Here is a 24,701-nt window from a genome sequence, read left to right as displayed (position 1 = left end):
CTCCGCCCGCTTTCCGTGACCGTTCCCTCACCATGAGTGCAGGGCAGGGGCCTCCCCTGACCGAAGCGGCGAATGAGGCTCCCCTGACCGAAGAGCGGTGATATGGCGGCGGCTAGGCTCCGCCCCATGGACGTACTCATCAATGTGTTCCTGGCGCTGCACATCATCGGAATCGCGTCCCTGCTCGGCGGCTTCCTCACTCAGATGACGGCGTTGAGCGAGGGCACCGCCCGCTTCACCCCCGCGATGCTCCACGGCGCGCTGACGATGCTGATCACGGGCGTCGCCCTGGTCGGGCTCAACCAGGCCGACGACCAGACGGTGAACAACGTCAAGATCGGCATCAAGATGGCCGTCCTGGTGGTGATCCTGGCGCTGGTGTACGTCAAGCGGGACGACGAGCGGGTGGAGAAGCCGCTCTTCGGCGCCGTCGGCGGTCTGACCACGGTGAACATCCTCATAGCCACGGTCTGGACCTGAGCCGTTCCGGCCGGGCCGCACCGCCCGGTCCCCGGGCCGGGGACCGGGGCGGTCGCCGGGAGTTCCGCGGGACGGCCACCCGCTGTCGGTGCCCCGGCATAGACTCGGAGAGCGATGAGCAGCCTCTTTGACGAAGACTTCCTGGCGAACCTCCAGCCCGAGGAGGAGCCCCCGCCGCCCGAGGACCGCGAGGGTCCCGAGCAGCAGGCCCGGGAGGAGGTTCCGGACGACCTCTTCCAGGGCGCTTTCGACCTGCCGCCCGAGCGTGACGCGTACCACCGCGACGGCGCCCCGCGTACGGTCGTCGACCCCGCGGCCCTCCTCGAAGGACTCAACGACGAGCAGCGCGCCGCCGTCGTGCACTCGGGCTCGCCCCTGCTCATCGTCGCCGGAGCCGGCTCCGGCAAGACCCGGGTGCTCACGCACCGCATCGCCCATCTGCTGGCCACCCGGCACGTCCACCCCGGCCAGATACTGGCGATCACCTTCACCAACAAGGCCGCCGGGGAGATGAAGGAGCGCGTCGAGCAGCTCGTCGGCCCGCGCGCCAACGCGATGTGGGTCTCCACCTTCCACAGCGCCTGTGTCCGGATCCTGCGCCGCGAGTCCAAGAAGCTCGGCTTCACCTCGTCGTTCTCCATCTACGACGCCGCGGACTCCAAGCGGCTGATGGCCCTGGTCTGCCGGGACCTCGACCTGGACCCGAAGAAGTTCCCGCCCAAGTCGTTCAGCGCCAAGATCTCCAATCTGAAGAACGAGCTGATCGACGAGGAGAGCTTCGCGGATCAAGCCGCTGGGGGTACCTCCCAGGCCGAAGGCTCTGGGGGAGGGTTTGAGAAGACCCTCGCCGAGGCCTACCGGATGTACCAGTCGCGGCTCCGCGAGGCCAACGCCCTGGACTTCGACGACATCATCATGACCACGGTCCACCTCCTCCAGGCCTTCCCGGATGTGTCGGAGCACTACCAGCGGCGCTTCCGCCATGTCCTCGTCGACGAGTACCAGGACACCAACCACGCCCAGTACACCCTGGTCAGGGAGCTGGTCGGGACCGGCAGGGAGGATCTGCCCCCCGCCGAGCTGTGCGTGGTCGGCGACGCCGACCAGTCGATCTACGCCTTCCGCGGTGCCACCATCCGGAACATCCTCCAGTTCGAAGAGGACTATCCGGACGCCACCACGATCCTGCTGGAGCAGAACTACCGCTCCACCCAGACGATCCTCTCCGCCGCCAACGCCGTCATCGAGCGCAACGAGAGCCGCCGCCCCAAGAACCTCTGGACCAACGCGGGCGACGGCGCGCGGATCACCGGCTATGTCGCCGACACCGAACACGACGAGGCCCAGTTCGTCGCCGACGAGATCGACCGGCTCACCGACGCGGGCGACGCGAAGGCCGGCGATGTCGCCGTCTTCTACCGCACCAACGCCCAGTCCCGGGTCTTCGAGGAGATCTTCATCCGGGTCGGCCTGCCCTACAAGGTCGTCGGCGGTGTCCGGTTCTACGAGCGCAAGGAGGTCAGGGACGTCCTGGCCTACCTGCGGGTGCTCGCCAACCCCGAGGACAACGTCCCCCTCCGCCGGATCCTCAACGTCCCCAAGCGCGGTATCGGTGAACGCGCCGAGGCGATGATCGACGCCCTCGCCCTCCGCGAGAAGATCACCTTCCCGCAGGCGCTGCGCCGGGTCGACGAGGCGTACGGAATGGCCGCCCGCTCCGCCAACGCAGTGAAGCGGTTCAATGTCCTGATGGAGGAGCTGCGGACGATCACGGAGTCCGGGGCGGGCCCCGCCGTCGTCCTGGAAGCCGTCCTGGAGCGGACCGGCTATCTCGCCGAACTCCAGGCCTCGACCGACCCCCAGGACGAGACCCGTATCGAGAACCTCCAGGAACTTGCCGCGGTGGCACTGGAGTTCGAGCAGGCCCGTTCGGACGAGGAGGGCGCGGGGACGCTCGCGGAGTTCCTGGAGCAGGTCGCGCTCGTCGCCGACTCCGACCAGATCCCCGACGAGGACGAAGAGGGCTCCGGCGTGATCACGCTGATGACCCTCCACACCGCCAAGGGCCTGGAGTTCCCCGTCGTCTTCCTCACCGGCATGGAGGACGGCGTCTTCCCGCATATGCGGGCCCTCGGCCAGACCAAGGAGCTGGAGGAGGAGCGCCGGCTGGCGTACGTCGGGATCACCCGGGCCCGCGAGCGGCTGTATCTGACGCGGTCCTCGATGCGCAGCGCGTGGGGCCAGCCGTCGTACAACCCGCCGTCCCGGTTCCTCGAAGAGATCCCCGTACAGCATCTGGAGTGGAAGCGCACCGGGCCGATGGCACCCCCCGCCACCGCGTCGAAGCCCTTCGGCGGCGGCTCCCGGCTGCCGTCGATGCCCTCCGCGAACGCGGGCGGGCGCCGCTCCGCCGCCTCCGGATTCGCCACCGGGCGCGGTGGGGCCTCGGAACGGCCGGTGATCGCGCTCGCGATCGGAGACCGGGTCACCCACGACCAGTTCGGCCTCGGGACCGTCGTCGGTGTCGCGGGCGCGGGCGCCAATGCGCAGGCGACGATCGACTTCGGAGACCCCAAGCCGAAGGTACTGCTCCTGCGCTACGCACCGGTGGAGAAGCTGTAGAAAGCCGGCAGCCCCGGGCGGTCCGGCCGCCCGGGGCGGGTTGCCCCGTCTGTCAGACCGGGTTCAGACCCTTGCTCTGGAGCCAGACCAGCGGATTGATGTGCGAGCCGCCGTTCGGCCGGACCTCGAAGTGGAGGTGCGGGCCGGTGGAGTTCCCGGAGTCCCCGGCATAGCCGATGACATCACCGGCCTTCACCTTGCCGTAGCGCACTTTGGACGACGCCAGATGGCAGTACCACGTCTCGGTACCGTCAGGAGCGGTCAGGATGACCATATTTCCGTAGGCCCGGTTGAACTGCGTACGGACCGTGCCGTCGGTCGCGGCCATGACCTCGGTGCCGTAGTCGACGGGGAAGTCGATACCCGTGTGCAGGGCCATCCAGTTGACACCGGACTGGCCGTAGTAGGTGCTCAGGCCCTTCTGCTTCACCGGCAGGGCGAACTTGGGGCGGAGCGCCTCCCGCTTCCTGGCCTCCTCCTCGCGCTTCTGCCGCTCCGCCTCCTGGCGGGCCTTCAGGTCGATGCGCTCCTGGGTACGGGAGGCGCGGTCACCGAAGTCGCGGGCCTCGGCGCTGAGCGCGGCGAGCTGGGTGTCCACCCGGGAGTTGGCCGCGATCTGCTCCGTCGAGGTGTCGGCGGCGGCCAGGGTGGTGGTGTCCTCTTTCTGCTGCGGCTCGGCGCCGATATCGCCCACGGAGGCGGCGGCGATACCCGCCACGCCCATCACACAGGCGGACGGGACGGCGACCGTCAGCAGCGCCGAACGCTTGGCGGGGGTACGGCGCCGGCCGCGGCCCGCGCTGCCCGCGCGGCGCACCGGGCGCGGGGTGACCGGAGCGACACCGTTGATCGAACCGTACCCGGGCTCGTCCTCGCCGCCGTCGTGTTCCTGCAGCCCGTCGTAGCCGGGACCGGATCCGGCCTCGGGCCCGGCGGGATCGTGGTGCGGGTCCCCGTCGACCACGGGAACGACGGCGGTGGCATCGGCCCCGGCGTCGGCCGACCGCGTCAGCTGCTCCATCAGCTCCGGGTCGAACTCCTGCGTACCGAAATCGTGGGCCGCGAGGTCGTGGGCCGTGAAGTCCTGGGCGCCGGTCTCCGGGGTGCCGAAGTCCTGAGCCGCGAAGTCCTGGTGCGTACCGGCGAGTTCCTGCTCGGGCGCGTACTGCTGCGGTACCAGCGGGAGGGGTTCGACATCCGCGGCCGTGTTCCACGCGGTGGCGTCGTACGCCCCCGACTCGAAGGTGGGCGCCCCCCAGGAGCCGCTGCCGTCGTAGGCATAGGCGGCGGCCGGATCCTGGGCCGCGGCATCCGCGGCCTGGCTCCAGGCGGTGGCGTCCCACTGGCCGGTCGTACCGTACGTCGACTCGTACCCTCCCCCGGAGGCTTCGGCCTGGGAGGTACCCCCAGCCGCCCGGTCACCGGCCGGCGTGTCGTACGAGCCCGGACCGTAGGAGTCGTAGCCGCCGTACTGCGGGGCCGCGGACGGCTGGGAACCGGTGTCCCACTGGGCGGCGTCGTAGTGGGCGGAGTGGTCCGTGCCGGACTCGGGAAGAGCACCGAAGAGCGGGTCGGTGTCGTAGCTGCCGGTGGGGTAAGTCTCGTGGCCGACGTACCCGGCGTGGGCGTGCTGGTCGTTCACCAACTTCTCTCTCGCCTCGGCAACAGGACTGCTGGTCTGGGTCGTCGAGCGGTCGGAACCCAGGGGGAAACCAGTGGCGCGACTGTACCCGGCGGTATACGGCGTCGACAATCTTCCGCAGGTTTTACGCGGTCAGGAAAGGGGCATTCGAGCGTCTTTCGGCGAGGCGGCGGGAGAGCTTTGGCCGTACGTTCGAAATTCGTTCGACAAATCGTCACCGGGTGTGAGGCTCTGCGCCGATCCCGGGTGCGAGAGGAGCGGCGAAGGCCGCCCCGCCCCCTCTCGTCCGTCCCGCTCCGGCCGCGGGCGCGGGGGGGCGGCGGGCTCAGGCGACCGCCACCGGCTCCCCGGCGGCGGACCCAGGGCCGGGCGCGTCCTCCGCCGCGCCGAGAACCTCCCGGATCCGGGCGGCGACCGCGGGATGCACCGGCAGCGCGAGATGCCCGATCCCCGTCACCCGCACATTCTCCGTACGGAGATCGGCGTGGTCGATCAGGGCCGTCTCGACCGGGTCCATCCACTGGTCCAGCTCGCTCCAGAAGCTGGTGAAACGCGTACGGCAGCCGGGCGCCGGACGGCACAGCTCCTCGATGACCGGGGAATCCGGGCGCATCTGGCGCACGATCGGATGGGCGCTGGCGAGCGGTGCGACCCGGGTACCGGAGTGCGGGGTCCCCAGCGTGACCACATTCCGCACCCACAGGTCACCGCCCAGGCACTGACTGTAGTACCGGGCGATCAGACCGCCCAGGCTGTGCCCGACCAGATCCACCCCGTCCCGGCCGCTGCGGGCACAGACCTCCTCGACATGCCTCCCCAGCAACCGGGCAGCCGCCCGGATATCGCAAGTCAGCGGCGAGTAGTTCAGACACTGGAGATCCCGCCAGCCGTGCCGGGCCAGTGAGCGGCGGAGCAGTACGAACACCGACCGATTGTCCGCGAATCCATGAAGCATGATCACCGGCCGGGGCGGGGACCCGGCCGCGGGCGGCGCGGGCCGCTCGTCCGTCAGGCCCGAGGGGTAGAGCAGCAGATGCCCGGCGAGAATCGCCAGCTCCAAGGCGTGCGCCCGCAGGGCCGTTGACGGGAGCCGCAGCTCGCACAGCCCGCGGAGCTGCTCCACCGTGCGGCGGCTGGTGGCGAGAAGGCCGATGGGGTCGGGGCCCGGCAGCGGGCCGAGAGTCCGGGGGATGAAGGGCAGAGCCTGCATGGGCCGACCTCCGTACCGGCCTACGGGAGGCGACGCCGACTCCCGTACGCCCTCACGGAACCGCGTCCGGTCTCCCCGTCCCGCATCCGCGCGAGACCCCGGGCGGCTCCGTCGTACGGCTCTTCTGTGCGGCTCCGTCGTACGGACCCGGAAGCGGCTCCTTCGGCGGCGCGCCCGCACGGGAAGGCATGCGCGCCTTCCGCCGCGGGTACGCCGCATATCGAACGTGTCCCACATGTGATTTCCCCCTCCCGGTCCACCGTGAAACGGCCCCGTGCGGGATGCTGTGGATAACGATCGTTCACTCGGTGGTGCAGTGAGTGTGTGGAGGCGAAGATGGGTGTGACCGGTCCGATCCGCGTAGTGGTGGCCAAACCCGGCCTCGACGGGCACGACCGCGGGGCCAAGGTCATCGCACGGGCCCTGCGGGACGCGGGCATGGAGGTCATCTACACCGGTCTCCACCAGACCCCCGAACAGATCGTCGACACCGCGATCCAGGAGGACGCCGACGCGATCGGCCTGTCGATCCTCTCCGGCGCCCACAACACCCTCTTCGCCCGGGTGCTGGAACTGCTGAAGGAACGGGACGCGGAGGACATCCGGGTGTTCGGGGGCGGGATCATCCCCGAGGAGGACATCGCGCCGCTGAAGGAGAAGGGGGTGGCGGAGATCTTCACCCCGGGCGCGACGACGACGTCGATCGTCGAATGGGTCACCACGACGTTCGCGCCTCCCGCGGGGGCGCCTCCGGCTTAAGGGCTTCGGGGTGCGGGGTGCGCTGTTGGTGGCTTCGGCTGCGTGTCCGGCCGCGGGCCGGTGGGGGCTGGTCGCGCAGTTCCTCGCGCCCCTGAATACCTCCCGTGACGCAGGAGCCGCCCGCACCCCGCGGGAAACGCCACCCCGGGGGACCGGGGCCCGAGGCACCCAGCGGGACGCGCTCCCGCAGGCGGCCCCGGGTCGGAGCCCGAGGCTCACGGCGCAAGCTCGTCCCGCATCGCCGCGCGCAAGCGCAACGTCGAGACCAGGCGGTGGAACGCCTCCGACCAGTACGTGCCCGCTCCGGGAGACGCCGATTCCGACTCGGCGGGCGGGCCCGTGAGGAGGTCGAGGCGGGCGGCCTCCCCGGGGTCCAGGCAGCGTTCCGCGAGCCCCATCACCCCGCTGAAGCTCCAGGGGTAGCTGCCGGCCTCGCGGGCTATCTCCAGGGCGTCGACGACCGAGTGGCCCAGCGGCTCCGCCCAGGGGACCGCGCAGACCCCCAGGAGCTGGAAGGCGTCCGACAGTCCGTGCGCGGAGACGAAGTCCGCGACCCACAGGGCCCGCTCGCCTTCCGGAAGGGCGGCCAGCAGCTTGGCGCGCTCCGCGAGCGACGATGTCCCGGGGCCCGCCTCCGGCGGATTCGCGGGGGCGCCGAGGAGCGCGCGCGACCACTCCGCGTCCCGCTGGCGGACCGCCGCCCGGCACCAGGCCGCGTGCAGTTCCTCCGCCCAGCCGTCGGTGACGGACAGGCCGACGACCTCCTTGGCGGTACGGCGGCCGAGGACCTGGGGCCAGACCGTCAGCGGGGCGGCCTCCACGAGCTGCCCCAGCCACCAGGCGCGTTGGCCACGGCCGGTCGGCGGGGTGGGCACGACGCCGTCGCGCTGCATCTCCGCGCCGCAAGCGGCGGGCGGCTCGACCGCGATGGTGTCCCCGGCGGGTCCGGGGCGTACACAGGCCGCGGCGCGTTCCGCCATCCGCCGGGCGAAGGCCGAGCGGGGCAGCGCGGAGAGCAGTTCTGCGGCGGTGGCACGGACATTGCGGCTGCGGTCCGCGAGGGCCCGTTCCAGGAACATCTCGTCCGTGGGGGACAGCCCGGTGCGGAGGGTGTCGAGGAACATCAGCCGGTCTTCGGCGCGTTCCGTCGCCCAGGTCCCGGAGAGCAGGGCGAGCGCCCCCGCGGGGTCTTGGTGCCGGACCGCGTCCAGCAGTGCGACCCGTTCGGCGAACAGGCCCTCCTCCCAGAGGCGTTCCACCGCGGGGGCGTCGGTGGTGTCCGGGAGCAGTACCCCGCCGCCCGCCGCGCCCCGCAGCGCGAACTTCCACTCGGGGTTGAACCGGGCCAGCCACAGTCCGCGCACTCCGGCGAAGGCCAGTGCCTGGGGCCGCAGGTCGGCCCTGGCGCGGGCGGCGTCCAAAAGGGCGGGGAGCAGGGCCGCCGGGCTGCGGTAGCCGTGCCCGTTGGCGGTGGCGAGCCACTGCGGCAGCAGCTCCGTCAGATCCGGTGCGGCCCCCCGGCGGCCGCCCGTCGACGGTGCGGCCCGGTCCGCGAGGAGCTGTCCCAGTCTGCGGTGTGCCGCTTCGGGCAGCGCGGGCCGGGTGTCGGCGGGTGCGGGCTCCGGCGGTTCGGCCGGATGTGCGGGCCGCAGCCCGGCCCTGCGGCGGACGGTGAGGACCGCCGCCGCGTCGAGCAGGGCCGTTGGCGCGTCCCCGCCGGGCTTCGTCACGGCGGCCGGCGGCGGCCGGCGGTCCGTGCCGAGCAGGGCGGAGGTGACCAGCTCCTCCCAGAGAACGGTGCCGGTGCTGCGCTGCGACATGGGCCTCTCCTGCGGATGCGGAACAACAAGAAGAAAGGGGGTGCGGTCGGCGGGGCGGCCCGTGCGGGCTGTGCAACCGGCGGCGGCCGGATCGCTCCGGCCGTCCGGCCGGGGGGCGCGGGCCGCATGAACCGGATTCCCCCGGCGCGACCGACGGCCGGACTCCGGTGCAGGCAGGGCTTCCCGCCGCGCCGATGCCTCCATGGCCCGGCGCCGAGGAGCCGGGCGCCGGGCCGCCCGGGATGGACCGCCCCCGGTCAGACCAGGGGTATCGGCTCGGGCCCAGCGGCGGGCGACCACGCGGCGAGGGGGGTCGCCCCCGTATGGCCGCATTCGGCGAAGACCGTGACCGGGCCGCCGCCGGAGAGGGAGACGAGCTTCCACAGGCCGGGCCGGGAGAGCGCGGCGGGCGTCAGCGGGACGGCCGCTTCGCCGTTCGCGTCGGCCAGTTGCCAGTGCGGGCCGCTGCCGCCCGGGACCGGTACCGGGACGACGTCCGTGAGCGTCACCGGCCAGGACTCCAGCCAGGGGTCGTCGCACAGGGCCTGCCCGTAGGCATCGAGGGCGGCGGTCACCGAACCGCCCGGCGGCGGGGCGGCCGGGCCACCGGTGAGACCGGACTGCTCGCGGAGTTCGGCCCGGAGCTGTCCGGCGCCCGGATACGGCACCAGCACCCCCGACAGCTCGCCCCCGACCGGGAGTGCGAGCTGCGGCGACCGGCCCGCCGCCCCGAAGGACAGCAGCAGTGCCGTACGCCCCGACTCGGTGCCGTGCACCCAGATACGGCGGGTGGTGACCTTGCCGTCGGAGGAGTCGTACTGCGCGAGGATCCGCCAGCGGTCCCGTACCGGAGTGCCGTCGGCGGGCGCGTTGATCCCCACTCTGCTGCGGACGGTCGCGGCCAGCGGGCCGGGCAGTCGCTCCCGGCCCAGCCAGGCGGTATCCATCAGATGCAGCAACGCGCACTCCTCCAGCAGTCGCACCGGCCAGTCCCGCCCGGAGCCCGGGATCGCCCCCAGCTCCCGGACCCGGGCGGCCAGGCCCGGCGCCTGGGCGTCGACCATCCGGGCCGCCGTCTCCTCCCACAAGCCGTAACCCGCCTGCTCGGCCGAGGCGAGACCGCCGCGCAGCAGATCCGTCAGCCGCTGTTCCAGCTCGGTCGCGCCTGCCGAGATCCGGCCGGCCCGGCGCTCCGCCCGGCGGCGGGCGGCCTCCGCGTCGGCGGCCCCGGCGACGGGCTCCCCGCCGCTCTCGCCGCTCTCGCCGCTCTGGGCCTGCCGCGCCTCGGCGCGTTCGCGCCGGGGCTCCAGCCACTGCCCCGCCCACTCCGGGACGGTCTCGTCGGCCATCGCGCCGGCGTCCCCGGCCCAGAGCAGCAGCAGCCCCAGCGCGTGCTTGCACGGGAACTTGCGGCTGGGGCAACTGCACTTGTACGCCGGGCCCGTCGTGTCCACGACCGTCTGGTACGGCTTGCTGCCGCTGCCCTTGCACAACCCCCACACGGCACCGTCCCCGCTACCGGTGCCGGACCACGGCCCGGCCGTCGCCAGCCTGCCGCCCGCTTTCTTCGACACAGCGTCAGGAGCCAGTGCGAGCACCTGATCCGCCGTCCAACGAACCCCCGGTCCATTCATGTCTCCGACCGTAAGCGCCACCACTGACAATCCCCGGAAAACCCGTCCCGGCCTGCGACGACGGCCCGTTGTCAGTGGGGTGGTGCAGGGTGGAGAACAGCTCGGACCGACCATGCGGAACGAAGTCGAGGGGGAGTCATGTCCGTGTCCCAAGCCGTCGAGGAACCCACCGCGCCCACCAGGCCGGAAGCGCCGTCCGCCGACGTCCTGCGGCCCCATGCGGAACAGGCCTTCGCGGCCGAACTCGCCGCCCTGGCCGCCGCCGACGACCGGCCCCGTCCGGTCAACTGGCGGCTCTCGCCGTGGGCCGTATCGCTGTATCTGCTCGGCGGCACCCTGCCCGACGGCACGGTGATCACCCCGAAGTACGTGGGCCCGCGCCGGATCGTCGAGGTCGCCGTCACCACCCTGGCCACCGATCGCGCGCTGCTGCTCCTCGGCGTCCCCGGGACCGCGAAGACCTGGGTGTCGGAGCATCTGGCCGCTGCCGTCAGCGGGGACTCCACCCTGCTGGTACAGGGCACCGCCGGAACCCCCGAGGAGGCCATCCGCTACGGCTGGAACTACGCCAGACTGCTCGCCCACGGGCCCAGCCGGGAGGCGCTCGTGCCCAGCCCCGTGATGCGGGCCATGCGGGACGGTACGACCGCCCGGGTGGAGGAGCTGACCCGGATCCCCGCCGATGTGCAGGACACCCTGATCACCATCCTCTCGGAGAAGACACTGCCGGTCCCGGAGCTGGGCGAGGAGGTCCAGGCGGTCCGCGGGTTCAATCTGATCGCCACCGCCAACGACCGCGACCGGGGGGTGAACGACCTCTCCAGCGCCCTGCGCCGCCGTTTCAACACGGTCGTCCTGCCGCTGCCCGCGACGGCCGAAGCGGAGGTCGACATCGTCTCCCGGCGGGTCGACCAGCTGGGCCGGTCGCTCGACCTGCCCGCCGTGCCCGAGGGTGTCGAGGAGATCCGGCGCGTCGTCACCGTCTTCCGCGAGCTGCGCGAGGGCGTCTCCGCCGACGGCCGTACCAAGCTCAAATCCCCTTCCGGGACGCTCTCCACCGCCGAGGCGATCTCCGTCGTCACCGGCGGGCTGGCGCTGGCGGCGCACTTCGGCGACGGGGTGCTCCGGCCCGGTGACGTCGCCGCCGGGATCCTCGGCGCCGTGGTCCGCGATCCGGCCGCCGACCGGGTGATCTGGCAGGAGTATCTGGAGACCGTGGTGCGCGAGCGCGACGGCTGGAAGGACTTCTACCGTGCCTGCCGCGAGGCCGCCGTATGACCGGGGCGCCGCCGCCGCGCGGGACCGGTGAGCAGCCCGCCGCGGCCCGGAAACGGACGGCGGCGGGCCCGTCGCCCGCGCCGCCCGCCGTGCCGCTGCTGCTGGGCGTCCGCCACCACGGCCCGGGTTCAGCCCGTGCGGTCGGTGCCGCCCTGGCCGCCGCCGCGCCGGACGCCGTGCTCATCGAGGGCCCGCCCGAGGGCGACGCCCTGCTGGCGCTCGCCGCCCACCGCGGGATGCGCCCCCCGGTCGCCCTGCTGGCACATGCGGTCGACGATCCCGGCCGGGCCGCCTTCTGGCCCTTCGCCGAGTTCTCCCCCGAGTGGGTCGCCATCGGCTGGGCCCTCGACCATGACGTCCCGGTCCGCTTCATCGACCTGCCCGCCGCCCACACCCTCGCGCTCACCGGCGGCGGGGCACCGGCGGCCCCGGAAGCGGTTCCGGGGGGATCCGCATCCGGGGCCGCCGATGACCCCGATCCGAGCTGGGACGCCGTGCCCGGGGAGCCCGCCCACCGGGCCGACGTGAACGGCGCGGACGACGCGGCGGTCCTGCCCGGGGACGGGGACGGGGACGGGGCCGCCCCGGCCGTCGACCCGGAGCGGATGCGGATCGACCCGCTCGCCGTGCTCGCCGAAGCCGCCGGCTACGACGACGCCGAACGCTGGTGGGAGGACGTCGTCGAACACCGCGGCGACGGCGACCCGTTCGCCTCCTTCGCCGTCCTCGCCGAGGCCATGACCGCGCTCCGGGAGACCTACGGCCACGGAGGCCACGACCGGGATCTGATCCGCGAGGCCCGGATGCGGCTCGAACTGCGGGCTGCCCGCAAGGAGTTCGGCGACCGGATCGCCGTCGTCTGCGGCGCCTGGCACGTCCCCGCCCTCGCCGAACGCACCACCGTCGCCGCCGACAAGGCCCTGCTGAAGGGGCTGCCGAAGGTCAGGACCGAGACGACCTGGGTGCCGTGGACCCACCGCCGGCTCGCCCGGATCAGCGGTTACGGCGCCGGAATCGACTCCCCCGGCTGGTACGGCCATCTCTTCACCGCCCGGGACCGGCCCGTCGAGCGTTGGCTGACGAAGGTCGCCGGACTGCTGCGCGACGAGGACCTGCCCGTCTCGTCGGCCCATGTCATCGAGGCGGTACGGCTCGCGGAGACCCTCGCGGTGATGCGCGGCCGCCCGCTCGCCGGGCTCACCGAGACCACCGACGCCGTCCGGGCCGTGATGTGCGACGGCTCCGACATCCCGCTCGCCCTCGTCCGGGACCGGCTCGTCGTCGGTGATGTGCTCGGTGAAGTCCCGGACGAGGCGCCCGCCGTCCCGCTCCAGCGCGATCTGACCCGGCTCCAGCGCAGCCTCCGCCTCAAGCCGGAGGCCCTGGAGCGGGAAGTGGAGCTGGACCTCCGCAAGGAGACGGACACCGCCAAGAGCCGGCTGCTGCACCGGCTGCGGCTCCTCGGCGTCGACTGGGGCGAACCGGCCACCGGCCGCGGCAGCACCGGTACCTTCCGGGAGACCTGGCGGCTCCGCTGGGAACCCGAACTCCACGTCCGGGTCGCGGAAGCGGGCGTCTGGGGCACCACCGTGCTCTCCGCCGCGACCGCCCGCGCCGAACACCAGGCCCGCACCGCCGGCGAACTCATCGCCGTCACCGCCCTCGCCGAGCGGTGCCTGCTCGCCGAGCTGCCCGATGCCCTGCCCGTCGTGATGCGCGCCCTCGCGGACCGGGCGGCCCTCGACACCGATGTCGCCCGGCTCGCCCAGGCCCTGCCCGCCCTCGCCCGCGCCCTGCGCTACGGAGACGTACGGGCCACCGACACCAGCGCCCTCGCCGAGGTCGCCACCGGCCTCGCGGAACGGATCTGTGTCGGACTGCCGCCCGCCTGCACCGGCCTCGACGCCGACGGCGCCGCCGCGATGCGCCGCCACCTCGACGCCGTGCACGGGGCCGTCGGCCTGCTCCCCGGCGACGGCGGGCTCGCCGGCCGCTGGCGGACCGTCCTGCGCTCCCTCGCCGGCCGGAGCACCGCCGCCGGGACCATCCGGGGCCGGGCCGCCCGGCTCCTCCTCGACGACGGCGCCCTCGCCGAGGACGAGGCCGCCCTGCTGATGGGCTTCGCCCTCTCGCCCGGCACCCCGCCGGCCGAGGCCGCCGCGTGGATCGAAGGCTTCGTCGGCGGCGGCGCGGGCGGCGGAATGCTCCTGGTCCACGACGAACGCCTCCTCGGCCTCGTCGACGACTGGCTGACCGCGGTCCCGCCGGAGTCCTTCACCGATGTGCTGCCGCTGCTGCGCCGCACCTTCTCCGCCTACGAGCCGGGGGTCCGGCGCACCCTCGGTGAACTGGTCCGGCGCGGTGCCGCAACGGGCGTCCGGTCCGCCGCCGCCGGGTCCGCCACGGCGAGCGCCGGATCGCCCGGCTTCGGCCCCGGTCTGGACGGCGGGCGCGCCGATGCCGTGCTGCCGGTGCTGAAACTGCTGCTGGGCACCGCCGACGACCGTTTCGACAACCTCCTGGGGGTGGGGGCATGACCACCGACACCACAGCCGCCGATCCGACGGTCACCGGCATGATCACCGGTACGGACACCGGCCCCGCCGCCGGTACGGACACCGTCCCGGCCGCAGGCGCAGGCGCCGGGGCCGGTCCCGGGGCCGCGGCCGAGCGGCTGCGCCGCTGGCGGCTGGTGCTCGGCGGAGACTCCGCCGACGGCACCGGCTGTGCGCTCACCGGCCGCGACCAGGCCATGGACGCCGCCCTCGCCGCGCTCTACGGCAGCGGTGACGGCTCCGCGGGCGGCCGCAGGGGCTCGGGCCGGGGCGCCGGGCTCGGCGCCTCCGCGCCCTCCGTCGCCCGCTGGCTCGGTGATATCCGTACGTACTTCCCCAGCTCCGTCGTCCAGGTCATGCAGCGCGACGCCATCGACCGGCTGGACCTGTCGGCCCTGCTCCTGGAGCCGGAGATGCTGGAGGCCGTCGAGGCCGACGTCCATCTCGTCGGCACCCTCCTCTCCCTCAACCGGGCCATGCCCGAGACCACCAAGGAGACCGCCCGCGCCGTGGTCCGCAAGGTCGTCGAGAAGCTGGAGAAGCAGCTCGCCACCCGGACCAGGTCGACCCTGACGGGCGCCCTCGACCGCTCCGCCCGGATCAGCCGCCCCCGCCACCGGGACATCGACTGGGACCGGACGATCCGGGCCAACCTGAAGAACTACCTCCCCGAGTACCGCACGGTCGTCCCCGAGCGTCTCATCGGCTACGGGCGCGCCTCCCAGGCGGTCAAGAAGGAGGTGGTGCTCTGTATCGACCAATCGGGTTCCATGGCGGCGTCGGTGGTCTACGCGTCCGTGTTCGGTGCCGTCCTCGCCTCCATGCGCTCCCTCGCCACCCGGCTGGTCGTCTTCGACACCGCCGTGGTGGATCTCACCGACCAGCTCGACGATCCGGTCGACGTCCTCTTCGGCACCCGGCTCGGCGGCGGTACGGACATCAACCGGGCCCTCGCCTACTGCCAGGAGCGCATCACCCGCCCGGCCGACACGGTGGTGGTGCTGATCAGCGACCTGTACGAGGGCGGCATCCGCAACGAGATGCTGAAGCGGGTCGCGGCGATGAAGGCGTCCGGGGTGCAGTTCGTCGCCCTGCTCGCGCTCTCCGACGAGGGTGCCCCCGCCTACGACCGGGAGCACGCCGCAGCCTTGGCCGAACTGGGCGCACCGGCCTTCGCCTGCACCCCCGACCTCTTCCCCGGCATCATGGCCGCGGCCGTCGAACGCCGTCCGCTGCCGATACCGGCCCCGGGGCAGCAGCCGGCGGGCTGACGGCCCCGCCGGCCGCGCGCCGCCGCCCGCCCCGCTGCCCCGCGGCCCCCGGAGCGGGGACCGGGACCGCCCGGCCCGCCCTGTCCAGGGCGCGTGAACCCTCCAGTCGTTCGATCTGTGACTGTTCTCACCACCCAGGTGTGAGCTGCGATTTAGGAGGCCGCGTTCAGCGGGGATAACCTGCGAGACGGACATGCCGCGTGCCGGTCTCCGTGTGCGCCTCCCTTGTGACGATCGCAGTCACGTTGCCCTCCGCGGCACGCCCACGCCTACTAGGAACCGCGATCATCAGAAAAGGGACGGACGCGCGTGGACCTGTTCGAGTACCAGGCGAGGGACCTCTTCGCCAAGCACGGTGTACCGGTGCTGGCCGGTGAAGTCATCGACACGCCTGACGCGGCGCGCGCGGCGACCGAGCGGCTGGGCGGCAAGTCCGTCGTCAAGGCCCAGGTCAAGGTCGGCGGCCGGGGCAAGGCCGGTGGCGTCAAGCTCGCCATCAGCCCGGACGACGCGGTCGAGAAGGCCGGTCAGATCCTCGGTCTGGACATCAAGGGCCACACGGTCCACAAGGTGATGATCGCGGAGACCGCGCCCGAGATCGCCGAGGAGTACTACGTCTCGTACCTCCTCGACCGCACCAACCGCACCTTCCTGGCCATGGCCTCCGTCGAGGGCGGCATGGACATCGAGGAGGTCGCGGCCACCAAGCCCGAGGCCCTCGCCAAGATCCCGGTCGACGCCAACGAGGGTGTCACCGCGGAGAAGGCCGCCGAGATCGTCGCCGCCGCGAAGTTCCCGGCCGAGGTCGCGGACCAGGTCGCCGAGATCCTGGTGACCCTCTGGAAGACCTTCGTCGCCGAGGACGCGCTCCTCGTCGAGGTCAACCCGCTCGCCAAGGTCGCCGACGGCCGGGTGCTGGCGCTGGACGGCAAGGTGTCCCTCGACGCCAACGCCGACTTCCGCCAGCCGGAGCACGAGGCGCTGGAGGACAAGGACGCGGCCAACCCGCTGGAGGCCGCCGCCAAGGCCAAGAACCTCAACTACGTCAAGCTCGACGGCGAGGTCGGCATCATCGGCAACGGCGCCGGTCTGGTCATGTCGACCCTGGACGTCGTGGCCTACGCGGGCGAGTCCCACAACGGCGTCAAGCCGGCCAACTTCCTGGACATCGGCGGCGGTGCCTCCGCCGAGGTCATGGCGAACGGCCTGGAGATCATCCTCGGCGACCCGGACGTCAAGTCCGTGTTCGTCAACGTCTTCGGTGGCATCACCGCCTGTGACGAGGTCGCCAACGGCATCGTCCAGGCGCTGGAGCTGCTCAAGGCCAAGGGCGAGGACGTCAACAAGCCGCTGGTGGTCCGCCTCGACGGCAACAACGCGGAGCTGGGGCGCAAGATCCTCTCCGACGCCAACCACCCGCTGGTGCAGCGCGTGGACACGATGGACGGCGCGGCCGACAAGGCCGCCGAGCTGGCCGCGGCCGCGAAGTAAGGGACGAGGTACACCACCACCATGGCTATCTTCCTGACCAAGGACAGCAAGGTCATCGTCCAGGGCATGACCGGTGCCACGGGCATGAAGCACACCCGGCTGATGCTCGGTGACGGCACCAACATCGTCGGCGGCGTGAACCCCCGCAAGGCCGGTACGACCGTCGACTTCGACGGCACCTCCGTACCCGTCTTCGGTACGGTCGCGGAGGCGATGAAGGAGACCGGCGCCGACGTCTCGGTCCTCTTCGTCCCCCCGGCCTTCGCCAAGGCCGCCGTGGTCGAGGCGATCGACGCCGAGATCCCCCTCGCCGTCGTGATCACCGAGGGCATCGCGGTCCACGACTCCGCCGCCTTCTGGGCGTACGCGGTCGCCAAGGGCAACAAGACCCGGATCATCGGCCCGAACTGCCCCGGCCTGATCACCCCCGGCCAGTCCAACGCGGGCATCATCCCGGGCGACATCACCAAGCCCGGCAAGATCGGCCTGGTCTCCAAGTCCGGCACGCTGACTTACCAGATGATGTACGAGCTGCGCGATATCGGCTTCACGTCGGCGGTCGGCATCGGCGGTGACCCGGTCATCGGCACCACGCACATCGACGCCCTGGCGGCCTTCGAGGCCGACCCGGAGACCGAGCTGATCGTGATGATCGGCGAGATCGGCGGCGATGCCGAGGAGCGTGCGGCGGACTTCATCAAGGCGAACGTCACCAAGCCGGTCGTCGGCTACGTCGCGGGCTTCACCGCCCCCGAGGGCAAGACGATGGGCCACGCCGGTGCCATCGTGTCGGGCTCCTCCGGTACGGCGCAGGCCAAGAAGGAGGCCCTGGAGGCCGCGGGCGTCCAGGTCGGCAAGACCCCGACCGAGACGGCGAAGCTCGCGCGGGCGATCCTCTCGGCGTAAGCGAGTCCGCTGCGGTCGGGCGGTCCGCCTCGGGCCGCCGCCACGGCCGCCGGTTCACCACGGGTGGGCCCGTGTCCCTTTCGGGGGCGCGGGCCCACCCGCGTTTCCGGCCGCCCTCGCCGCCGTAGCGCCACCACCGGAGTCCGCCGGGTCCTCTCGCCCGCCGCGCCCGTCCCCGTGCGGCCCGGTCCCGTGCCGTGGCCTACGGAGCGGGCTACCGGGGCAGCGGGACCAGACGGCCGGGGCCCGCGGCCGGTCCGGCGCTGAGCAGCTTCCGGAGGGCCACGTCCCGCGGGGTCAGACGCTGGGGACCGGCATGGCCCGGAACCCCGCCGACCCGCTGGCCGGGCGCGACCTCCGGGACGTACCGGGTCGGCGCCGTCGCCAGCGTCATCCCCGTCGCACTCATGATCACCACGGTCGCGGTGAGCGCCAGCCGGGTCCAGAACCAGGCCCGTCGCTCGCCCGTCGACCGGACGTCCGCCGCCGGAGCGGGCTGCGGCACGGGCCCGCCGTCCGCGAGCAGCACGGCCAGCCGGTCGCGCAGCGCCTCGGGGTCGGCCAGTTCGGGCACCTCGGCGGCGACGGTCTCCCGGGCGTGCAGCAGCCGGTTGGCCGCGGCCGGGGTGCTGGCCTCGGTCTCGGCCGCGGTCTCCGGCAGGTCGAGCCCGAGGCCGTCGTAGAGCAGGACGGTCCTGCGGTACGGCGGCGGCAGACGCAGCAGTACGGCGAGGAGTTCCCGCCCCGCCCGGTCCAGCGGCGGACTGTCGGCGTGCCGGTGCGCGGGCCGCAGCCGGTGCCACGGCGAGAGCGCCAGCTCGTACGCCGCCGAACGCACCCAGCTGACCGGGTCCCGGTCCTGTGCGACGTCCGGCCACTGCTGCCAGGCGATGTGGAAGGCCCGCTCCACCGATTCGTGCGCCAGCAGGAGCCGCCCGGTGAGCAGGTACGTCTGCCGGACGAGCCCCGGTGCGCAGTGCGTGTACAGCACGTCGAACGCCTCGGCGGGGCTCCTGGCCGCGGCCAGCGCAGCGGCCCCGGCGGGCGAAAGCCCGGCGGCCGGTACGCGGCGGGGTGCCGGGGGCGCCGGCTCCGGTTCGGCGGCCGGTGCCTGGTCCGTAGCGGCAGCCGCGCCGGACGGACCACCGTCTGCCCTGTCTGCGCCTCCCGCCCCGGCCGCCCCCGGCCGGCCCGTCCCGCCCACCGCGCCGGTCGTCGCGGCACCGGAAGGCGGGCCGCCGGATCCCGCGGGGGCCGTCAGCGGCGCTTCCCCGCTCTGGTGTTCGTCCTGGGGCCGGGCGGGGGCGCTGGAGGCTTCCGGCGGCGCGAGCAGTTTGGCGTACGCCTCCCGCCGGCGCCCGCGCGGTTCGCCGCGGCCGGTCTCCCAGGCCCGTACCGTCGCCTTGGTCACGCCCAGCGCCCGGGCGATCTGCTCTTCGCTCATCGACCGCTCCTCACGGAGCCTGCGCCGCTCCTTCGGGGCGGGCAGCGGTGTTTGCGAAGGTGGCGGGGAGGGCGGCGGGGAGGAAGGGGACGACGAGGAAGAGGAGGGCGGTCTCCGGGTCATGGACGGCTCCCCGGGCCCGTCGTCGGTCCCCCCGGAGTCCCCACGGCCGTGCACTTTTCATAGAAGTACATAAACGTATATTGGGCGACACTACGGTCAATCTCCTGTTACGACGGGAAAGCGCGTGTCGTTGGGAGCATGGCCGGGTGACCCAGACGACCGATCACGGCCCCGCCCTCCCGCAGACCCCGGAACTCCCGGTCCCGGTGCAGGGCGGCCGGAGAGCGGCCCTCATGGCCTGTCTCGTCCGCGGCGCCACCGCCGCCGGGCTCGGACTCGGGGCGCTGACCGTCCTGGTGATGATGGTGTGGATCAGCTCTCCCTACCCGGACAGCGGACCGGACGGCGCCCTCCATGTCGCCGCCTCCCTCTGGCTGCTCGCCCACGGCACGGAACTCGTCCGCTCGGACACCCTCTACGGCACCGCCGCCCCCGTCGGACTCGTCCCCCTGCTGCTCGTCGCCCTGCCCGTCTGGCTGATCCACCGGGCCACCCGCGACGCCCTCGTCCCGGACGGCACCGGGCTGCGCCCCCGCCCGTCCCCGCGCGGCGCGGTGTGCGCGGTCACCCTCGGCTATCTGCTGGTCGGCACCGCCGCCGCGGTGTACGCCGCGGGCGGCCCGATCGCCCCCGGCCCGCTGAGCGCGGCCTGCCATCTGCCGCTCGTCGCCCTCGCCGCCGCGGCGACCGGGGTCTGGGCCGCGAACGGCCGGCCCCTCGGCCCGCCGCCCGCCCGGCTGCCCGCCCGGCTGCGGGAGCCCCTGATGCGCGCGGCCCTGCCCGGCAGCCGGTTCGAGACGGCCGCCCGGGCCGCGACGGCGGCGACGGCGGTCCTGGCCGGCGGCGGTGCGCTGCTGGTCGCCGCCGCACTGGTCTGGCACGCCGACGCGACCCAGGACTCCTTTCTGCACCTGGCCCGGATCTGGTCGGGACGGCTCGCGGTCCTGCTGCTCGGCATCGCGCTGGTGCCCAATGCGGCGGTATGGGCGGCGGCGTACGGGCTGGGCCCCGGATTCGCCCTCGGTACGGGGGCGACCGCAACGCCCCTCGCCCTGTCCGGGGATCCGGCGCTGCCCTCCTTCCCCCTGGTCGCGATCGTCCCCGCGCAGGGGCCCGGGACCCCGCTGAACTGGTCGTCGCTCCTGGTGCCGGTGGCGGCGGGGCTCGCGGTCGCGGTGTTCGCAGCAGCCCGCGCCGATGCCGTACGGCGCCGTGACACGGCCGCGGACGCCCTGCTCGCCGCCGCGTTCTGCGGCCTCGCGGTCGCGGTGCTCGCGGCGGCCGCGAGCGGTCCGCTGGGCACCGACCGGCTCGCGGAGTTCGGGCCGGTCTGGTGGTCGGCGGGGGCGGCGGCACTGCTGTGGACGGCGGGGATCGGGGTGCCGGGGGCGCTGCTGGTACGGGAGTGGCGGGGGAGGGGCGCAAGCGCGGGCGGGTTGTCGGCGGTACGCGCCGGGGCGAGGGCCCGAAGCGCCACCGCGGCACCGGAACCCCAGCCCCAGCCCCAGCCCCCGCTTCCGGTCCCGGCGAGAACGGCGACCTCGGCGGCTCTCGCGAAACCGGCCGGATCGGCCCCCGCGAAACCGGCCGGAGCAGTCACCCCGAAACCGGCCGGAGCGGTCGCCCCCGCGGCCCCCGAGGACACCGGCCGGCCGGCCGGCCGCGGCACCGCGCCGCCCGATATCCCGAAGGCCCCCGCGCAGGCGAAGGCCCTGGAGGTGCTGGACTCCCTGGACGCGGAGGCGGAGCCGTACGACTATCTGCCGCCGGACGGCTGGGCCGAGCGGCGGAGCCGTCGGACGGCGGACGGGAGCCCCACGCCTCCGCCGGCCGACCCGGCCCGCCCGTGGGCGGCCCCGCCGAGCCCGTGGCCGAGCGCCCCCTCGCCCGTACGGCCGCCGTCCCCCGCGAAACCCCGGAAGCCCGCCGCGCAACCGCCTGCCATCCCCGACGGGGACCCGCCGGGGACCTGACCCGACGAGGACCCGGGCCTGGGATGACCCGCCGGGGACCCCGGGGACCGGGACCGTACGGCGAAGGGGCCCGGCCCGGGATGCGCTCCCCGGGCCGGGCCCCTTCGCCGTACCGCTCCGGTCAGTCCTTGACCCCGTACACGCCCCGCAGCGGCTCCGGCAGCTTGCTGTTGCACGCCGACTGCGCGGTCTTCGTCAGCGCGTCCCGCTCACAGACGTAGAAATCGCGGTAGACGAGCTGAGCCGCGTACATCGAGCCCACCGTCAGCAGGGTGATCACGGACATCACCAGACCGGCGATGGCACTGGTCCGCTGGGTGCGCCGGACGGTCTGCGGCGACAGACCGCCCGCCTGGGACGCGGCGTCCGGCGGCTTCGGCGCCGTCCGCAGCGCGCTGATCGCCCAGTACAGGGCGGGGGCGCCGAGGAGCAGGCCGACCTCCGGGAGGTCGAGGAAGAGCGTGAAGAACAGCGCCCACAGGCCCGCGATCATGGCATAGCGGGCATGCCGCTGCGCCGGGTCGGTGGGGTCCCACCGGGGCCCGGGGCTCTGGGGGCCGTTCTCCGGGGAGTTGTTCGAGCCGGGGCGGCCGCCGAAGCCGCCTCCGGAGGAGCGGCCGGGCTGGCGGCTGCTCCACTGGCTGCCCCAGCCGGAACGGCCACCGGACGAACCGGAGCCCTCGCCGTCGCCGGAGCCGCCGTTGCCGCTGCCGTCGGCGTCCGATCCGCGGCCCTCGTCGGGACGGCGGGGCTGCCAGGGCTGGTCGGGCTTGCCCTCGGGCGGCGGCGCGAAGGGGTTGTTGTCGTCGGTGGACTGGCGCTCCCGCGGCAACAGGAGGTCCGTACGGCGGCGTCGGTCCCGCATCTGGTGAACGTCTTCCCCTCAGACCCGGTGCACCTGGGGTCTTGTCGTGGTCGGGTCTTGTGTTGTCGGGTTCATGTGGTCACCCGTCCGGGGACGGGTGGTTGTCCCCTGACGCTACCTCCCGGGCGCGCCCCCGTCCCGTGGGGGCCTTCCTGTGTGCCGGTATCGTTGCTGACGGTCGACCCTTTCGTAGAGTTCCCCGTATTGAGGGGCGCGATTCGTTTGTACGACCACACAAAGTCGAGCCGTACACGAAAGAGATCCCGCCGTGGCCCCCGCCCCTGCCCGCCCCGCGCGCATCGTCGTCCTCGTCTCCGGTTCCGGTACGAATCTCCAGGCCCTGCTGGACGCCATCGCCGAAGACCCGGACGGCTTCGGCGCCCGCATCGTCGCCGTCGGGGCCGACCGGACCGGAATCGCCGGTCTGGAGCGCGCCGAGCGCGCCGGGCTGCCGACGTACGTCTGCCGGGTCAAGGACTACGCGACCCGGGAGGCCTGGGACCGCGCCCTGGCCGAGGCCACCGCCGCGTACGAGCCCGACCTCGTCGTCTCGGCGGGCTTTATGAAGATCGTGGGCAAGGAGTTCCTCGCCCGTTTCGGCGGGCGCTGCGTCAATACGCACCCCGCCCTGCTGCCCAGTTTTCCCGGCGCCCACGGGGTGCGGGACGCACTCGCGTACGGCGCCAAGGTCACCGGGTGCACCGTCCACTTCGTCGACGACGGCGTCGACACCGGCCCGATCATCGCGCAGGGCGCGGTGGCGGTCCGGGACGAGGACGACGAAGCCGCTCTGCACGAGCGCATCAAGGAAATCGAGCGCGCGCTGCTCGTCGAGGTCGTCGGCCGACTGGCCCGTGACGGCTATCGCATCGAGGGACGAAAGGTTGTTTTCCCGTGACTGTTGAGGCTGCCCCGAGCGGCAAGCGGCCCATCCGGCGGGCGCTGGTCAGCGTGTACGACAAGACGGGTCTGGAGGAGCTCGCCCGCGGTCTGCACGGAGCGGGCGTCCAGCTCGTCTCCACCGGCTCGACCGCCGGGCGGATCGCCGCGGCCGGGGTGCCGGTCGTCAAGGTCGAGGATCTGACCGGTTTCCCCGAGTGCCTGGACGGCCGGGTCAAGACGCTGCATCCGCGCGTCCACGCCGGAATCCTCGCCGATCTGCGCCTCGACGCGCACCGCGAGCAGCTGGAGGAGCTGGGGGTCGAGCCCTTCGACCTGGTCGTGGTGAACCTCTACCCGTTCCGGGCGACCGTCGCGTCCGGCGCCGGCTACGACGAGTGCGTCGAGCAGATCGACATCGGCGGCCCTTCGATGGTCCGCGCCGCCGCCAAGAACCACCCCTCGGTCGCGGTCGTCACCAGCCCCGGCCGGTACGCGGACGTGCTCGCCGCGGTCGCGGACGGCGGCTTCGACCTGGCCGCCCGCCGCGGTCTGGCCGCCGAGGCGTTCGCCCACACCGCCGCGTACGACGTGGACGTCGCCAACTGGTTCGCGGCCCAGGCCCCGGCGGCGGAGTCCGGCGCGGAGTTCCCCGAGTTCCTGGGGGCGGCCTACCGGCGGGCCGGTGTGCTGCGGTACGGCGAGAATCCGCACCAGGGAGCCGCGCTGTACGTCGACGGCACGGGCGGTCTGCCCGGCGCCGAGCAGTTGCACGGCAAGGAGATGTCGTACAACAACTACACGGACACCGAGGCCGCCTGGCGCGCCGCCTTCGACCACACCGAGCCGTGTGTCGCGATCATCAAGCACGCCAATCCGTGCGGGATCGCGATCGGCGCGGACGTTGCGGATGCGCACCGCAAGGCCCACGCCTGCGACCCGCTGTCCGCCTTCGGCGGTGTGATCGCGGTCAACCGTCCGGTGTCGGTGGCGATGGCCGAGCAGGTCGCGGAGGTCTTCACCGAGGTCATCGTGGCCCCGGGGTACGAGGACGGCGCGGTCGAGGTGCTCGCCAGGAAGAAGAACATCCGGGTCCTGCGCTGCGCGGACGCGCCCTCCTCGCCGGTCGAGCTGAAGCTCATCGAGGGCGGCGCGCTGCTCCAGGCCGCCGACCGGCTCCAGGCCGACGGCGATGCCCCGGAGAACTGGACCCTGGCGGCCGGCGAACCGCTGTCGGAGGCCGGGCTGGCGGAGCTGGCCTTCGCCTGGCGGGCCTGCCGCGCGGTCAAGTCGAACGCGATCCTGCTCGCCAAGGACGGCGCGTCCGTCGGCGTCGGCATGGGCCAGGTCAACCGGGTCGACTCGGCGAAGCTGGCGGTCGAGCGGGCGGGGGAGGAGCGGGCCCGGGGTTCGTACGCCGCGTCCGACGCGTTCTTCCCGTTCCCGGACGGGGCGGAGATCCTGATCGCCGCCGGGGTGCGGGCGATCGTCCAGCCGGGCGGCTCGGTCCGCGACGAGCTGGTGGTCGAGGCGGCCCGGAAGGCGGGCGCGACGATGTACTTCACCGGGACGCGCCACTTCTTCCACTGACCCCCGCCACCGGCGGCCGCGCGGCCGGCCGTGGACATACGGAAGGCCGCACACCCCGGGGAGGGTGTGCGGCCTTCCGCTTTCGGGCGCGCGATCCGGCGGCCGCCGTCCGGCGTGCGGCGGTCCGGGGCGAGCGGTGCCCCGGACGGCACGCGGCGG

The 24,701-nt window shown here is 73.4% G+C and carries 17 protein-coding genes; 11 read left to right on the top strand and 6 right to left on the bottom strand.

Features of this window, described 5'->3' with window-relative positions; all coding sequences use genetic code 11:
* The first annotated feature begins 126 nt into the window (after positions 1-126).
* The gene (locus ACIQ9E_RS17045; RefSeq protein ID WP_403707606.1) at positions 127-480 is read left to right on the top strand and encodes a hypothetical protein; all 354 of its coding nucleotides are present in this window, start codon (positions 127-129) and stop codon (positions 478-480) included.
* A 114-nt stretch (positions 481-594) separates the two neighbouring features.
* On the top strand, positions 595-3,102 hold the full coding sequence (gene pcrA, locus ACIQ9E_RS17040) for a DNA helicase PcrA (protein ID WP_403707604.1): 2,508 nt from the start codon (positions 595-597) through the stop codon (positions 3,100-3,102).
* A gap of 52 nt (positions 3,103-3,154) precedes the next feature.
* Here the strand turns inward: pcrA and ACIQ9E_RS17035 are convergent, their stop codons facing one another.
* Positions 3,155-4,744: a M23 family metallopeptidase gene (locus ACIQ9E_RS17035; RefSeq protein WP_403707602.1), complete on the bottom strand. Its 1,590-nt coding sequence runs from the start codon at positions 4,742-4,744 to the stop codon at positions 3,155-3,157.
* Between the two features lie 325 nt (positions 4,745-5,069).
* Entirely contained in the window at positions 5,070-5,954 is an 885-nt protein-coding gene (locus ACIQ9E_RS17030) for an esterase/lipase family protein (RefSeq protein ID WP_403707600.1), read from the bottom strand.
* Between the two features lie 336 nt (positions 5,955-6,290).
* Between ACIQ9E_RS17030 and ACIQ9E_RS17025 the strand changes: the two genes are divergently transcribed.
* Entirely contained in the window at positions 6,291-6,713 is a 423-nt protein-coding gene (locus ACIQ9E_RS17025) for a cobalamin B12-binding domain-containing protein (protein WP_403708130.1), read from the top strand.
* 215 nt (positions 6,714-6,928) lie between these two features.
* Here the strand turns inward: ACIQ9E_RS17025 and ACIQ9E_RS17020 are convergent, their stop codons facing one another.
* Complete coding sequence (locus ACIQ9E_RS17020; RefSeq protein WP_403707598.1) at positions 6,929-8,533, bottom strand: DUF5691 domain-containing protein; 1,605 nt, start codon at positions 8,531-8,533, stop codon at positions 6,929-6,931.
* Between the two features lie 257 nt (positions 8,534-8,790).
* The gene (locus ACIQ9E_RS17015) at positions 8,791-10,167 is read right to left on the bottom strand and encodes an SWIM zinc finger family protein (RefSeq protein WP_403707597.1); all 1,377 of its coding nucleotides are present in this window, start codon (positions 10,165-10,167) and stop codon (positions 8,791-8,793) included.
* A gap of 138 nt (positions 10,168-10,305) precedes the next feature.
* On the opposite strand from ACIQ9E_RS17015, the gene ACIQ9E_RS17010 reads away from it, so the two are divergent.
* From ACIQ9E_RS17010 to sucD, 5 genes are all read left to right on the top strand, one after another.
* The gene (locus tag ACIQ9E_RS17010; protein ID WP_403707595.1) at positions 10,306-11,445 is read left to right on the top strand and encodes an AAA family ATPase; all 1,140 of its coding nucleotides are present in this window, start codon (positions 10,306-10,308) and stop codon (positions 11,443-11,445) included.
* On the top strand, positions 11,442-13,982 hold the full coding sequence (locus tag ACIQ9E_RS17005; protein ID WP_403707593.1) for a DUF5682 family protein: 2,541 nt from the start codon (positions 11,442-11,444) through the stop codon (positions 13,980-13,982). The genes ACIQ9E_RS17010 and ACIQ9E_RS17005 overlap by 4 nt, the downstream gene beginning before the upstream one ends.
* 38 nt (positions 13,983-14,020) lie before the next feature.
* Complete coding sequence (locus ACIQ9E_RS17000; protein ID WP_403708127.1) at positions 14,021-15,271, top strand: vWA domain-containing protein; 1,251 nt, start codon at positions 14,021-14,023, stop codon at positions 15,269-15,271.
* Between the two features lie 309 nt (positions 15,272-15,580).
* The gene (gene sucC, locus ACIQ9E_RS16995; protein ID WP_403707591.1) at positions 15,581-16,762 is read left to right on the top strand and encodes an ADP-forming succinate--CoA ligase subunit beta; all 1,182 of its coding nucleotides are present in this window, start codon (positions 15,581-15,583) and stop codon (positions 16,760-16,762) included.
* A gap of 21 nt (positions 16,763-16,783) precedes the next feature.
* Complete coding sequence (gene sucD / locus ACIQ9E_RS16990; protein WP_403707589.1) at positions 16,784-17,668, top strand: succinate--CoA ligase subunit alpha; 885 nt, start codon at positions 16,784-16,786, stop codon at positions 17,666-17,668.
* 214 nt (positions 17,669-17,882) lie between these two features.
* On the opposite strand, the gene ACIQ9E_RS16985 is transcribed toward sucD, so the two are convergent.
* Positions 17,883-19,235 carry a sigma factor-like helix-turn-helix DNA-binding protein gene (locus ACIQ9E_RS16985; RefSeq protein WP_403707587.1) on the bottom strand — a complete coding sequence of 451 codons (1,353 nt, stop codon included), beginning with the start codon at positions 19,233-19,235 and terminating at the stop codon, positions 17,883-17,885.
* A gap of 146 nt (positions 19,236-19,381) precedes the next feature.
* On the opposite strand from ACIQ9E_RS16985, the gene ACIQ9E_RS16980 reads away from it, so the two are divergent.
* Positions 19,382-21,208: a DUF6350 family protein gene (locus ACIQ9E_RS16980; RefSeq protein WP_403707585.1), complete on the top strand. Its 1,827-nt coding sequence runs from the start codon at positions 19,382-19,384 to the stop codon at positions 21,206-21,208.
* 121 nt (positions 21,209-21,329) lie between these two features.
* On the opposite strand, the gene ACIQ9E_RS16975 is transcribed toward ACIQ9E_RS16980, so the two are convergent.
* Positions 21,330-22,073, bottom strand: coding sequence for a hypothetical protein (locus ACIQ9E_RS16975; RefSeq protein WP_403707583.1), 744 nt, complete (start codon positions 22,071-22,073; stop codon positions 21,330-21,332).
* Between the two features lie 268 nt (positions 22,074-22,341).
* Here ACIQ9E_RS16975 and purN point away from each other — a divergent pair, with 268 nt between their 5' ends.
* Both purN and purH read left to right on the top strand, forming a co-directional pair.
* On the top strand, positions 22,342-22,971 hold the full coding sequence (gene purN / locus ACIQ9E_RS16970) for a phosphoribosylglycinamide formyltransferase (RefSeq protein ID WP_403707581.1): 630 nt from the start codon (positions 22,342-22,344) through the stop codon (positions 22,969-22,971).
* A complete protein-coding gene (purH, locus tag ACIQ9E_RS16965) occupies positions 22,968-24,542 on the top strand; it encodes a bifunctional phosphoribosylaminoimidazolecarboxamide formyltransferase/IMP cyclohydrolase (protein ID WP_403707579.1) in 1,575 nt (524 codons plus the stop codon). The genes purN and purH overlap by 4 nt, the downstream gene beginning before the upstream one ends.
* The last annotated feature ends 159 nt before the right edge of the window (positions 24,543-24,701 follow it).

The organism is Streptomyces sp. NPDC094448 (assembly GCF_044763775.1).
GTDB lineage: Bacteria > Actinomycetota > Actinomycetes > Streptomycetales > Streptomycetaceae > Streptomyces.
This window is presented reverse-complemented; position numbering and strand designations above follow the sequence as displayed.

Coding starts and splice junctions, on each gene's coding strand:
- ACIQ9E_RS17010 (WP_403707595.1), top strand. CDS start 10,306: ATGTCCGTGTCCCAAGCCGTCGAGGAACCCACCGCGCCCACCAGGCCG.
- ACIQ9E_RS17045 (WP_403707606.1), top strand. CDS start 127: ATGGACGTACTCATCAATGTGTTCCTGGCGCTGCACATCATCGGAATC.
- ACIQ9E_RS17000 (WP_403708127.1), top strand. CDS start 14,021: ATGATCACCGGTACGGACACCGGCCCCGCCGCCGGTACGGACACCGTC.
- ACIQ9E_RS17030 (WP_403707600.1), bottom strand. CDS start 5,954: ATGCAGGCTCTGCCCTTCATCCCCCGGACTCTCGGCCCGCTGCCGGGC.
- ACIQ9E_RS17025 (WP_403708130.1), top strand. CDS start 6,291: ATGGGTGTGACCGGTCCGATCCGCGTAGTGGTGGCCAAACCCGGCCTC.
- ACIQ9E_RS17020 (WP_403707598.1), bottom strand. CDS start 8,533: ATGTCGCAGCGCAGCACCGGCACCGTTCTCTGGGAGGAGCTGGTCACC.
- sucD (WP_403707589.1), top strand. CDS start 16,784: ATGGCTATCTTCCTGACCAAGGACAGCAAGGTCATCGTCCAGGGCATG.
- ACIQ9E_RS17005 (WP_403707593.1), top strand. CDS start 11,442: ATGACCGGGGCGCCGCCGCCGCGCGGGACCGGTGAGCAGCCCGCCGCG.
- ACIQ9E_RS16985 (WP_403707587.1), bottom strand. CDS start 19,235: ATGACCCGGAGACCGCCCTCCTCTTCCTCGTCGTCCCCTTCCTCCCCG.
- pcrA (WP_403707604.1), top strand. CDS start 595: ATGAGCAGCCTCTTTGACGAAGACTTCCTGGCGAACCTCCAGCCCGAG.
- ACIQ9E_RS17015 (WP_403707597.1), bottom strand. CDS start 10,167: ATGAATGGACCGGGGGTTCGTTGGACGGCGGATCAGGTGCTCGCACTG.
- ACIQ9E_RS16975 (WP_403707583.1), bottom strand. CDS start 22,073: ATGCGGGACCGACGCCGCCGTACGGACCTCCTGTTGCCGCGGGAGCGC.